The 11,432-nt window shown below is 72.0% G+C and carries 11 protein-coding genes; 9 read left to right on the top strand and 2 right to left on the bottom strand.

Translation table 11 applies throughout. The features are described from left to right. The first annotated feature begins 231 nt into the window (after nucleotides 1-231). Nucleotides 232-1,668 carry a pyridoxal phosphate-dependent decarboxylase family protein gene (locus tag ACFYXE_RS33685; RefSeq protein ID WP_389319157.1) on the top strand — a complete coding sequence of 479 codons (1,437 nt, stop codon included), beginning with the start codon at nucleotides 232-234 and terminating at the stop codon, nucleotides 1,666-1,668. Beyond that, nucleotides 1,665-3,104, top strand: a complete 1,440-nt coding sequence (locus ACFYXE_RS33680; RefSeq protein WP_389319155.1) for a lysine N(6)-hydroxylase/L-ornithine N(5)-oxygenase family protein — start codon at nucleotides 1,665-1,667, stop codon at nucleotides 3,102-3,104. Before ACFYXE_RS33685 ends, ACFYXE_RS33680 begins: the two co-directional genes overlap by 4 nt. Here the strand turns inward: ACFYXE_RS33680 and ACFYXE_RS33675 are convergent. After that, complete coding sequence (locus ACFYXE_RS33675; protein WP_389319153.1) at nucleotides 3,094-3,510, bottom strand: hypothetical protein; 417 nt, start codon at nucleotides 3,508-3,510, stop codon at nucleotides 3,094-3,096. The genes ACFYXE_RS33680 and ACFYXE_RS33675 overlap by 11 nt on opposite strands. Before the next feature lie 111 nt (nucleotides 3,511-3,621). Between ACFYXE_RS33675 and ACFYXE_RS33670 the strand changes: the two genes are divergently transcribed. Continuing rightward, entirely contained in the window at nucleotides 3,622-4,803 is a 1,182-nt protein-coding gene (locus ACFYXE_RS33670; protein ID WP_389319151.1) for a GDSL-type esterase/lipase family protein, read from the top strand. 50 nt (nucleotides 4,804-4,853) lie between these two features. Here ACFYXE_RS33670 and ACFYXE_RS33665 read toward each other — a convergent pair whose 3' ends face one another. After that, on the bottom strand, nucleotides 4,854-6,659 hold the full coding sequence (locus ACFYXE_RS33665; RefSeq protein ID WP_389319149.1) for a bifunctional metallophosphatase/5'-nucleotidase: 1,806 nt from the start codon (nucleotides 6,657-6,659) through the stop codon (nucleotides 4,854-4,856). A 170-nt stretch (nucleotides 6,660-6,829) separates the two neighbouring features. Here ACFYXE_RS33665 and ACFYXE_RS33660 point away from each other — a divergent pair, with 170 nt between their 5' ends. The 6 genes from ACFYXE_RS33660 to pyk all read left to right on the top strand — a co-directional run bounded on the left by ACFYXE_RS33660 (nucleotide 6,830) and on the right by pyk (nucleotide 11,409). After that, entirely contained in the window at nucleotides 6,830-7,552 is a 723-nt protein-coding gene (locus tag ACFYXE_RS33660) for an SIMPL domain-containing protein (RefSeq protein ID WP_389319147.1), read from the top strand. Nucleotides 7,553-7,872: 320 nt separating this feature from the next. Then, entirely contained in the window at nucleotides 7,873-8,391 is a 519-nt protein-coding gene (locus ACFYXE_RS33655; RefSeq protein WP_389319145.1) for an RNA polymerase sigma factor, read from the top strand. After that, a complete protein-coding gene (locus tag ACFYXE_RS33650) occupies nucleotides 8,388-9,065 on the top strand; it encodes a hypothetical protein (RefSeq protein WP_361170709.1) in 678 nt (225 codons plus the stop codon). Before ACFYXE_RS33655 ends, ACFYXE_RS33650 begins: the two co-directional genes overlap by 4 nt. Nucleotides 9,066-9,218: 153 nt before the next feature. After that, entirely contained in the window at nucleotides 9,219-9,416 is a 198-nt protein-coding gene (locus ACFYXE_RS33645) for a hypothetical protein (protein ID WP_389319142.1), read from the top strand. Nucleotides 9,417-9,492: 76 nt separating this feature from the next. After that, nucleotides 9,493-9,822, top strand: coding sequence for a hypothetical protein (locus tag ACFYXE_RS33640; RefSeq protein ID WP_389319140.1), 330 nt, complete (start codon nucleotides 9,493-9,495; stop codon nucleotides 9,820-9,822). A gap of 150 nt (nucleotides 9,823-9,972) precedes the next feature. Further along, a complete protein-coding gene (gene pyk / locus ACFYXE_RS33635; RefSeq protein WP_389319138.1) occupies nucleotides 9,973-11,409 on the top strand; it encodes a pyruvate kinase in 1,437 nt (478 codons plus the stop codon). The last annotated feature ends 23 nt before the right edge of the window (nucleotides 11,410-11,432 follow it).

Genomic DNA, 11,432 nt, shown 5'->3' with positions numbered 1-11,432 from the left:
TCGTACCACCAGTACGAGGGCGGCCCGGCCGCACGGCGATGCACCGCACCAGACGCCGCGGCCTGTCCACGAAGATCGGAGAGACGCCCCCTAGCACCCCCGCCCGCACCGACACGTTTCCTCCGCACGGCAGTACCACTTTCGGGTTCGGATCGTTGGGGTATCCGGGCGCACCGACCACGCGCCCTACAGGCTGGTGCCCCGTACGAGCGCACCCGAAGGACACGCCCCATGAGCACCCCGCCGCCCCTCGCCGGGGGCGCCCAAGGCCCCGATGCCCTCGGGCCGTTGCTCGCCACCGCCCTCGACGCCCTGCGCTCGGGGGCGGCCGCCCGCCGCGGCCCCCTGCCCGCGGGCGGCCCCGAAGCCGTCGCCGCCCGCGTCCGCGCCGCCACCGAGCCGATCCTGCCCGAGCACGGCACCGGCCCCGACACCGCGCTGCGCACCCTCGTCCACACCCTCGCCGCGGGCGCCGCCGACCCCGCCGACCCGCTGTGCGCCGCGCACCTGCACTGCCCGCCGCTCGCCGTCGCGGCCGCCGCCGACCTCGCCGCCTCCGCCCTTAACCCCTCCATGGACTCCTGGGACCAGGCACCCGCCGCCACCGAGCTCGAAGCGCTCGTCACCCGCGCCCTCGCCGCCGAGATCCACCCCGCGGGCGACGCCCTCGTCACCACCGGCGGCACCGAGGCCAACCAGCTCGCCCTGCTCCTCGCCCGCGAGGCCCGCGCCACCCGCGGCCCCGTCCGCCTCCTCGTCGGCGCGAACGCCCACCACTCCCTGACCCGCGCCGCCTGGCTCCTCGGCCTGCCCGAACCCGTCGTCGTCCCCGCCCCCGCGGGCACCCTCGACCCCGCCGCCCTCGACGACGCCCTCACCGCGCTCGGCGGCCCGCCCGGAACCTTCCTCGTCGCCGCCACCGCGGGCACCACCGACGCCGGCCTCATCGACCCCCTCGACGAGATCGCCGACCTCTGCGCCGCCCACGGCGCCCGCCTCCACGTCGACGCGGCCTACGGCGGCGGACTCCTGTTCAGCGCCACCCGCCGGACCCACCTGCACGGCCTCGACCGCGCCGACACCGTCACCCTGGACCTGCACAAACTCGGCTGGCAGCCCGCCGCGGCCGGCCTCCTCGCCGTCCGCGACCCGCACGACCTGCACGCCCTCGACCACCGCGCCGACTACCTCAACGCCGACGACGACACCGACGCCGGCCTGCCCGACCTCCTCGGCCGCTCCCTGCGCACCACCCGCCGCCCCGACATCCTCAAGATCGCCGTCACCCTCAAGGCCCTCGGCCGCACCGGACTCGGCGAACTCGTCGACCACGTCTGCGACCAGGCCCACGCGTTCGCCGCCCTGGTCGACGCCCACCCCGCCTTCGAGCTCTACGACACCCCCGCCATCAGCACCGTCCTCTTCCGCCCCACCGACGCCACCGACGACCACATCGCGGACCTGCGCCGACGCCTCCTCACCGACGGCACCGCCGTCCTCGGCCGCGCCGACCTCGACGGCCGCCGATGGCTCAAGGCCACCCTCCTCAACCCGCACACCCGGCCCGGAGACCTCGCCGCGCTCCTCAAGCTCGCCGACGAGCCCCACACGGCACCCACCACCGGAGCCGCCCCGCACCACCACGTGGAAGGAACCTCCCCCCGATGACCGGCACCCCCGACCACCCCGAACCCCAGCCGTTCACCACCCCCGAGGACCCCCGGGACCTGGTCGGCATCGGCATCGGCCCCTTCAACCTCTCCCTGGCCGCCCTCGCCCACCCCCTCGACGGACTCGACACCGTCTTCTACGAACAGCGCCCCGGCTTCCACTGGCACCCCGGCCTGCTCATCGACGGCGCCACCCTCCAAGTGCCCTTCCTCGCCGACCTCGTGACCCTCGCCGACCCGGCGAGCCCCTGGTCCTTCCTCAGCTACCTCAAGACCCGCGAACGCCTCTTCCCCTTCTACTTCGCCGAGCGCTTCCACATCCAGCGCGCCGAATACGACGCCTACTGCCGCTGGGTCAGCGAGAACCTCCCCGCACTCCACTTCGGCCACCAGATCGACGCCGTCCGCTGGAACCCCGAACGCGCCCTGTTCGAGGTCGACTTCACCCAGCTCGACAGCGACGGCGAAGCCGAGGCGCTCGGCCGCACCTACACCCGCAACATCGTCCTCGGCATCGGCACCGCCCCCTACCTCCCCGAACCCCTCAAACCCCTCGTCGAGGCCCCCGTCGTCCCCGTCATCCACTCCGCGGACTACCTCGACCACCGCGACCTGCTGCGCGACGCCGAACACGTCACCGTCATCGGCTCGGGACAGTCCGGCGCCGAGATCTTCCTCGACCTGCTCCGCGCCCGCCCCGCCGGCCGCGAGAAGATCCACTGGCTCGCCCGCACCGAGGCCTTCGCGCCCATGGAGTACTCCAAACTCGGCCTGGAACACTTCACCCCCGACTACACCCGCTACTTCCACGCCCTGCCCGAAGCCGTCCGCGACGGCCTCGTCCCCCACCAGTGGCAGCTCCACAAGGGCATCGACGCCGACACCATCGCCGCCATCCACGACGAGCTCTACCGGCGCACCCTCGACGGCGGCTGGCCCGACGCCGTCCTCACCCCCGGCGTCTCCGTGCGCACCGCGGGCCGCGTCGCCAACACCCGTGTCGAACTCCACCTCGAACACCTGCAACAGGGCACCCGCTCCCGCCTCACCACCGACGCCGTCGTCCTCGCCACCGGCTACCGCGAACGCCCCCTCGACCAGCTCCTCGCGGGCCTCGACCCCTACATCCGCAAGGACTCCTCCGCCCGGCCCCGCATCGACGAGCAGTACCGCCTCCTCCTCGACCCGTCCGTCACCGGCTCGGTCTACGTGCAGAACGCCGAACGCCACACCCACGGCGTCGGCGCCCCCGACCTCGGCCTCGCCGCCTGGCGCAGCGCCACCATCCTCAACTCCCTCACCGGCCGCGACCCCTACCCCCTGCCGCAGCGCACCGCCTTCACCAGCTTCGGCCTCCAGACCCCGGCCCGGCACCCCGGCACCGCGGGCCGCATCGGCGAACAGCGCGGCAACCTCGTACGCCTCAAGGGCTGACCGCGGCCGGCCCGAGACCGCCCACCGGCGCCACCACCCGGCCCGACCGCGGACACGACCACACCGCGACCCCCCGCTCCACCCCGGCCGCCAGCGGATGCGTGCCGGGGTGCGCGGGGCACTCGGGCCACACCGCGGGCCGCAGCAGCGCGCACAACTCCTCGACCACCCACTCCTGCACCTGATCCGCGACGTCCGCCACCTGCTCCGCCGCGCCGCAGTGCTCCGCCACCGACACGCCCCGGCCCGAGCCGTCGGGCGCGCACACCATCACCACATCCGCACCGGGCGACACGAAGTCCTTCGCCACGGTCACCGCCGCCCGCACCGCGCACGTCGCCGACAGATCGCGCAGGACCGGGCCGAGGGCCCTCGCCAGTGCCCCGCCCACGGGGGACTCATCCATGTCCACAGGGGGAATTGTCCGCCCCCAAGCGCCGCCACGCCCCCGAATATTCCTTCGCGGGAAAACGCCGGAACACGAAATAGCCGCGCTCCGCGCCCTGTTCAGCCGATCATGACCACCGACTCCACGGCCTCCTGGACCGCCGCCTTCCGCTCCGCCGTCCTCAGCTCCCACGAAGACATCGAGATCTTCGAACGCCGCTCCTTCGCCGCCCAGACCGTCCGCCAGATCATCCGCCTCGACGGCGGCGGCAGCGCCCTGCGCATCCGCCTCACCAACCGCTACGGCAAACAACCCCTGCACATCGGGGGCGCCCGCCTCGCCAGACGCACCGAAGGCAGCGGCATCGAACCGGGCAGCGACACCCCGGTCCGCGTCGGCGGCGCCGACGACTTCACCGTCCCGGCCGGCGAAGAAGTCCTCAGCGACCCCATCGAGCGGAACGTGCGCGCCGGCGACGAACTCGCCCTCACCCTCTGGCTGCCCGACGCCACCGGCCCCTCCACCCACTCCGCCGTCCCCCTGCGCACCGGCTACGCCGTCCCCGGCAACGCCCTGACCGCCCCCACCCTGGCGGCCACCGACGGCCTGGAGGAGCTCGTCACCCGCCACTTCATCAGCGGCGCCGACGTCCTCGCCCCCACCGGCACCCCCGTCGCCGTCGCCTTCGGCGACTCCTGGTTCGAGGGCACCGGCACCACCCCCGACACCGACCGGCGCTTCCCCGACCTGCTCAACGAACGCCTGCGCGCCGCCGGACACCGCGGCTGGGTCGTCAACCAGGGCCTGTCCGCCAACCGGCTGCTCACCGACGAGGTCGGCGAACACGCCCTGGGCCGGCTGCGCCGGGACGCCCTCGACGTCCCCGGCGCCACCCACGTCCTGATCCACTTCGGCCTCAACGACCTCGGCATCCCCGGCCAGGAGGCCTACCCCGAGCCCGCCCCCGGCCCCACCGCCGCCGACCTCATCACCGGCCTCACCACCCTCGCCGACCGCATCCACGACGCCGGACTCAGCGCCGTCGCCACCACCGTCGGCCCCTACAAGGACACCGACGTCGAGGGCTACGCCACCCCCGCGGGCCTCGCCGTCGCCCGCGAGGTCAACGCCTGGCTGCGCGGCCCCGACAGCCCCTTCGACTCCCTCGCCGACTTCGCCGCCGCCGTCGCGGACCCCGCCGACCCCGACCGGATCCGCGACGCCCACGACAGCGGCGACGGCCTGCACGTCAACGACGCGGGCGCCCAGGCCCTCGCCGACTCCGTCGACCTGGCCGCACTGAAGGCCTAGCGGCCGTCCTCGGCGATGTCCGCAGGCCCGCGGACATCGCCGAGCCACCCCTAGAACACCGGCGTGCCGTCCCGGGTCAGCTTCCAGCCCACCGACGCGAACTGCCCCGGGTCGACCGCGCCCTTCGCCTGCACCCAGCCGATGATCGTGTTCCGGATCTCCTCCGAGTTCGCCCACAGCTGCTTCGCGCCCGCCACGTGCGGGAAGTTGCCGCCGCCGCTCGCCCGGTAGTTGTTCACCGCCAGCACGAACTCCGCCTTCGGATCGATGTCCTTGCCCTCGAACGCCAGCTTCACGATCCGCGACCCCACCGGCCGGGCGATGTCCACCTCGTACGTCACGCCCCGCACCGCGTCGTAGTTGTAGTCCGGGATGTTGTCGGCGTTCGTCAGCTTCGCCGGGTCCACCGGACCGCCCGCCGCCGTCCGCACGTAGTACCGCGCCGAGAACTCCAGGTACTCCTTCAGCTGCGCCCCCGTGAGCAGCCGCGCCTCCAGCGTGTTCTCGAACGGATACAGGCCCGCCGCGTCCCGGATCGTCACGTCACCGGCCGGGATCTGCGCCGTCCGGGAGAAGCACGACGCCTGCGAGAGCACCGGCAGCGCCGCGTACGCGCCGCCCTTCAGCGCCGCCGTCACCGTCTCCTGCTGCACCAGGTTGATCAGATCGATGATCGGGACGTCCTTGTACGGGCCCTCGGCCGTGCTCATCGCCGCCGTCGAGGTGCCGATCACCTGGTTGACGTACGCGACGACCTTGCGGTGCTCGTCCGCGAGCAGCCGGGTGATCTTCCGGTCCTCCGCCGCCGTGTTGGAGTTGAGGACCTGCGCGCCGACCTTCTCCACCGTCCAGCGGCCCTTCGCCCACACCAGGTCGAAGTCGAACAGCGTCAGCCGCTGCCCCCACTTCAGCGGCTCCGACAGCACGACCTTCTTGCCGGTCCGCCTGTTCTCCACGAAGTACTCGGGAATCTCCGTGTGCGCGTGCCCCACCAGGATCGCGTCGATCCCCGGCACCTGCTCCGCCACCAGCGCCGCCGCGTTCTCCACGTACGGCAGCTGGTCCCCGTACGACGACGTGCCGCTGGACCCCGAGTGCGCCGACACGATCACCACGTCCGCACCCATCGAGCGCAGCCTCGGCACCCACTTCGCCGCCTGCTCCTCAAGACCGGGGAACGTCATCCTGCCCTGCACGTTCGCCTTGTCCCAGATCGCGATCCCCGGATTCGTCAGGCCGAGCACCGCCACCTTCACGTCCGGGCCGTGCGGCGTGCGCAGCCGCTTCATCACGTACGGCGCGAACGCCGGCCTCTGCGTCTTCGCGTCCAGCGCGTTCGCCCCGAGCAGCGGGAAGTCGCACTGCTCCTCGAACCGGCGCAGCACCGGGATGCCGTAGTTGAACTCGTGGTTGCCGAGCGCCGCCGCGTCGTAGCCGATCGCGTTCATCGCCTGCGCCATCGGATGCACCGGACCGTGCTGCGCGGTGATCGGGTCGACCTTGGCGTAGTAGTACGACAACTGCGTGCCCTGGATCGTGTCGCCCGCGTCGATCAGCAGCGTGTTGCGGCGGCCCTTCCGCTCGCGCACCTCGTCCACCAGCGTGGAGATCTTCGCCAGGCCCACGTCGTTGTGGTCCTTGTCGTCGAACTCCTTGTCCGTGAAGTAGTCCCAGTTGAAGACGTTCCCGTGCAGGTCCGTCGTGCCGAGCACGGTGAACGCGTACCGCTTCGGGTGCCGCCCGCCCCGCCGGGACCCGCTCGCCTCCGCGGCCGGCGCGACCGCCGCGCCCGTCAGCGCCACCCCCACACCCGTGACAGCAGACGTACCCAGGAACTTCCGGCGGTTCAGCGGCATATCCGTACTCCTCAGTCGACCGATGTAACGCGCGTAGATTCTGACCCCGGCCACCGCACCCGCAACAGACCCCCCAGGTTTCGATCCGATGACTGTCCGGTGCCGCGCCCCACCGCCCGTCCGGGCCCCACCGCCTGTCCCGGCCCGCCCCGCGGTGCGAGAGTGACGCCATGGACTCCACCAGCCCCGCGGCCCCCACCCCCTACGGCACCCCCGACGCCCCCCGCCTCGCCGTCCGCGGCGAGGCGCACCTGGAGGTCGACCCGGAGATCGCCCGCATCGGCATCACCGTCAGCGCCCGCGGCACCGACCGCAGGGACGCCCTCAACGACCTCACCCGGCGCAACACCGCCGTCCTCGACCTCGTGAAGACCTACGGCGACGCCGTCGAGAAGCTGGAGACCGGCTCCTTCTCCATCAGCCCCGAACTGACCAAGCACGGCCGCGGCGAACGCGTCCGCGCCTACCACGGCCGCGTCCACACCACCGCCGAACTCACCGACTTCACCGCCCTCGGCGAACTCACCACCCGCCTCGCCGACCTCGACCTCACCCGCATCGAAGGCCCCTGGTGGGCGCTGCGCCACGACTCGCCCACCCACCGGGCCGCACGCCAGCAGGCCGTCCGCGAAGCCGTCCAGCGCGCCCGCGAGTACGCCGAGGCCCTGGGCACCGGCCTCGCCGCCCTCGTCGAACTCGCCGACATCGGCGCCGACAGCGCCCCCGTCCCCGGGTACGGCATGCCCGCGGGCGGCATGCGGGCCGCCGCGTACGGCGGCGCCGCCGACTTCGCCGAGGAGGCCGCCCCGCTCGACCTCGAACCGCAGCGCCAGCATGTCTACGCACAGGTCAACGCGCGCTTCACGATGACGCCGCCGGACCTGCGGCCCTGAGGTCCCGGTGTTCGGGTGAATTCACCCGTACGTGTCTGCAGGGCGGCCCAACAGGGCGGACTGGCGTGTGAGTTGGGTCACGTGAGGCGTCGGGATTGGCGTAGACCTCGCCCCGGGCGTCTCCGTGAACCCCATGGTCACCCTCCGTTACCCATCAGTATGTGGTGACGTTGTGCAGCGTTCAATGATCATTGAGTAATTTTCGATTGCGGGCGCATGCGTGTTCGCCCGTATCGCCCGGTTGAGTGTCCCTCACCAGTGGGCGACGGAACGGAAGTTGACGGGCGCCCTTCGCATCAAGCCCTCGACGAAGAGAACTCATGACCGAAGATGTCCACGCGGAGGACGGCAGCAGTCCGGTGGCCGAAGCCGTGCTGCCCCTGCCGCTGGAATTCGAGGCGCTCTACCTGTCCAACCAGGAAGCGTTCCACTCCTACGCACTACTGCAACTCGGCAGCAACGGCGCCGCCGAGGACGCCGTGCACCGGGCGTTCCTCGAGATCCTGCGCCACTGGGACGCCCTCACCGAAGAGGGCAACCTCCAGCAGCACACCTGGGCGATCCTCCGACGGGTCGTCATATCCCAGACACTGGAAGCCTTCCGCGCACGCCTCACACTGCTGCGCGGCGAGACAGGCCTGTTCCAGGCCATGGGCACGCTCCCGCCCCGCCAGTTCGACGCGATCGTCCTGCGGTACGTCCTGCAGTACGACACCCGGTGGATCAGCTGGTACATGGGCGTCACGCCCAGCACCGTCGACTACCACTGCCGCAAGGCGAAGGAGCGGCTCGAGCCCGCCGTGGCCTCACACATCAAGACCGAGGGGGACCCGAAATGACCACCATGGAGACGTTGCTGGCCCAGGCAGGCGCGGAACTGCGCACCCGGCGACGGCCGTTCGACGTGGGCGCCGGACTGCGCCGCCTCGCCGAGGACGCCGGGTACGTACCACCCTCCCGGGAGGTGCCGCCCGTCTCCCGGGCCCGCCAGCAACTCTCCGTCGTGGTGCGCTGGTCGCTCAACCAGGCCGGCGCCGCCGACCACGTCGAACGACTCGCCCAGGAGATAGGGGAGGACGGACTCGACGGCACCTGCGCCCCCCTCAAGGACCTCGACGTCGACGGCGCCCACATCTTCGCCTGCATGCTCCACCTCGCCGAACACCCCGAGAGCGCCCAGTTCTGGTGGCAGCTCGCCGCCGGCGCCGGCAACCGCAGCGCCGCCTACTGCCTCCACCTCCACCACCTCGGCCGCGGCGAGGACCCCGAGGCCGCCCACTGGCTCGACCAGCTCCAGCACCATCTCGACGGACCCAGCGACGCCTTCGTCAAGGGCATGGGTGAATTCACCGCCTACGTCCGCCGCAACTGCCCGCCCCAGCGCGCCGGAGAACCCGGCATCACCGCCGAGGTCGAACGGCTCGCCGCCCGCGACGACACCGATCCGGTGCTCGTCTGCCGCCCCGAACGCGAGATCGCCGACCGCCTCCAGCACTGCGCCCAACAGCACTGACACCACCCAGCCACCAGCGCCGCACCCGCACCTGCGCCGCGCCCGCACGCGCGCCGCACCCACACGGCGAAGGGCCTGCCAGGCGGTCTCCGGTTCCTAGGCCACCGACCGCCGACAGGCTCCTCGACAGGAACGCCCTCAGGAGGCCCTGCCATGCCCCAGCGTAAGCCGAAGCCCGCCCGCACGACCCCCCTCCCGCCGGACGAGGAACCCCTCCCGCCCCCGCCCGACAAGGACCCGTGCCGACGCCGCCGCCACGACGCCGCCACCCACCTGCTGCGCGGCACCTGCTACGGCCTCGGCACCGGAATCGTCAGCCTCGCCGTCTGGTGGATCCAGCAACACCCGTGACGAACCACCCTGTTGGCCACGCCCCGACCCCCTCGCCCCCACCGGCCCCCTCGCACGCGTCAGGCGGAACACGCACATGAACCACCACCACGGCACCGGCCCCACCGACGGCGACCCCGGCGGCCGGGGCGGCTTCGCCCGCTGGCTGCTGCGGCAGTACCGGCTCGCCGGATACGACACCGACGACATCGACGCCCACGTCCGGATCGTCTCCATCGCGGCCGTCGCACTCGACGAAGGCCTCACGCCCGAACGGACGGCGGAACTCGCCCGCACCCTCGCCGTCACCCCGCACGAGATCACCACCGCCCACCGCGCCGAGATGCGCCGGCGCACCCTCGACCGGATCCTCGACCACCCCGGCCTCGCCGCACTCGACGCCCACCTGGACGACATCGTCCGATAGGCCTCACCCGACCCCCGCGGAGCGGGGGCGCCGCTCCTATGAGCGGTGCCCCGCACAATTCAACACTTGTCAAGAGCCCTTCATGCAAAGGTTGTTGAGTAGTCACCCCCGGCCAATTCTCTACCCGCCGGTAAGGCCTAGGGTCGAACCATGCGCCGAGCGAAAATCGTCTGCACCCTGGGACCCGCCACCGACTCGTACGACCAGATCAAGGCACTGGTCGAAGCCGGAATGGACGTGGCACGCTTCAACCTCAGCCACGGCACCTACGCCGAGCACGAGGAGCGCTACCACCGCGTGCGCAAGGCCTCCGAGGAGACCGGCCGCAGCGTCGGCATCCTCGCCGACCTTCAAGGCCCGAAGATCCGCCTCGGCCGCTTCCGCGAAGGCCCCGTACTACTCGAACGGGGCGACGAGTTCACCATCACCGTCGAACCCGACGTCCAGGGCGACCGCCAGCTCTGCGGCACCACCTACGGCGGCCTCGCCGACGACGTCACCACCGGCGAGCGCATCCTCGTCGACGACGGCAAGGTGAGCCTCGAGGTCACGGCGGTCGACGGCCCGCGCGTCACCACCACCGTCGTCGAAGGCGGCATGGTCTCCGACCACAAGGGCCTCAACCTCCCCGGCGTCGCCGTCTCCGTCCCCGCCCTCTCCGACAAGGACGAGGCCGACCTGCGCTGGGCCCTGAACTCGGGCTTCGACGTCATCGCGCTCTCCTTCGTCCGCAGCGGACGCGACATCGAGGACGTCCACCGCATCATGGACGAGGAAGGCCGCCGCCTCCCCGTCATCGCCAAGGTCGAGAAGCCCCAGGCCGTCGACAACATCGAGGACATCGTCGCCGCCTTCGACGGCATCATGGTCGCCCGCGGCGACCTCGGCGTCGAGATGCCCCTCGAACAGGTGCCGATCGTCCAGAAGCGCGCCATCAAGCTCGCCAAGCGCAACGCCAAGCCGGTCATCGTCGCCACCCAGATGCTCGACTCGATGATCGACAACTCCCGGCCCACGCGCGCCGAGGCCAGCGACGTCGCCAACGCCGTCATCGACGGCACCGACGCGGTGATGCTCTCCGGCGAGACCAGCGTCGGCAAGTACCCCGTCGAGACGGTCAGGACCATGGGCCGCATCGTCGAGGCCGCCGAGGAGGACATCCTCGCCAAGGGGCTGCCGCCGCTGACCGAGCGCAACAAGCCCCGCACCCAGGGCGGCGCCGTCGCCCGCGCGGCCGCCGAGATGGGCGACTTCCTCGGCGCCAAGTTCCTCGTCGCCTTCACGCAGTCCGGCGACACGGTCCGCCGCCTCTCCCGCTACCGCTCGCCGATCCCGCTCCTCGCCTTCACCCCCGACGCGGCCACCCGCGCCCAGCTCAACCTCACCTGGGGCGTCGAGACCCTCCTCGGCCCGCACGTCGACTCCACCGACGCGATGGTCGACCAGGTCGACGAGCTCCTCCTGAAGATCGGCCGCTGCCAGAAGGGCGACGTCGTCGTCATCACGGCCGGCTCCCCGCCCGGCGTCCCCGGCTCCACGAACCTGGTCCGCATCCACCACATCGGCGAGGACGACAGCCCGAAGTAGACGACAGCCCGAAGTAGGGGAGC

The organism is Streptomyces sp. NPDC002564 (assembly GCF_042889645.1).
In the GTDB taxonomy this organism is placed as follows: Bacteria; Actinomycetota; Actinomycetes; order Streptomycetales; family Streptomycetaceae; genus Streptomyces.
This window is presented reverse-complemented; position numbering and strand designations above follow the sequence as displayed.

Coding starts and splice junctions, on each gene's coding strand:
- ACFYXE_RS33655 (WP_389319145.1), top strand. CDS start 7,873: ATGACCGAAGATGTCCACGCGGAGGACGGCAGCAGTCCGGTGGCCGAA.
- ACFYXE_RS33685 (WP_389319157.1), top strand. CDS start 232: ATGAGCACCCCGCCGCCCCTCGCCGGGGGCGCCCAAGGCCCCGATGCC.
- ACFYXE_RS33675 (WP_389319153.1), bottom strand. CDS start 3,510: ATGGATGAGTCCCCCGTGGGCGGGGCACTGGCGAGGGCCCTCGGCCCG.
- ACFYXE_RS33640 (WP_389319140.1), top strand. CDS start 9,493: ATGAACCACCACCACGGCACCGGCCCCACCGACGGCGACCCCGGCGGC.
- ACFYXE_RS33665 (WP_389319149.1), bottom strand. CDS start 6,659: ATGCCGCTGAACCGCCGGAAGTTCCTGGGTACGTCTGCTGTCACGGGT.
- ACFYXE_RS33660 (WP_389319147.1), top strand. CDS start 6,830: ATGGACTCCACCAGCCCCGCGGCCCCCACCCCCTACGGCACCCCCGAC.
- pyk (WP_389319138.1), top strand. CDS start 9,973: ATGCGCCGAGCGAAAATCGTCTGCACCCTGGGACCCGCCACCGACTCG.
- ACFYXE_RS33670 (WP_389319151.1), top strand. CDS start 3,622: ATGACCACCGACTCCACGGCCTCCTGGACCGCCGCCTTCCGCTCCGCC.
- ACFYXE_RS33645 (WP_389319142.1), top strand. CDS start 9,219: ATGCCCCAGCGTAAGCCGAAGCCCGCCCGCACGACCCCCCTCCCGCCG.
- ACFYXE_RS33650 (WP_361170709.1), top strand. CDS start 8,388: ATGACCACCATGGAGACGTTGCTGGCCCAGGCAGGCGCGGAACTGCGC.
- ACFYXE_RS33680 (WP_389319155.1), top strand. CDS start 1,665: ATGACCGGCACCCCCGACCACCCCGAACCCCAGCCGTTCACCACCCCC.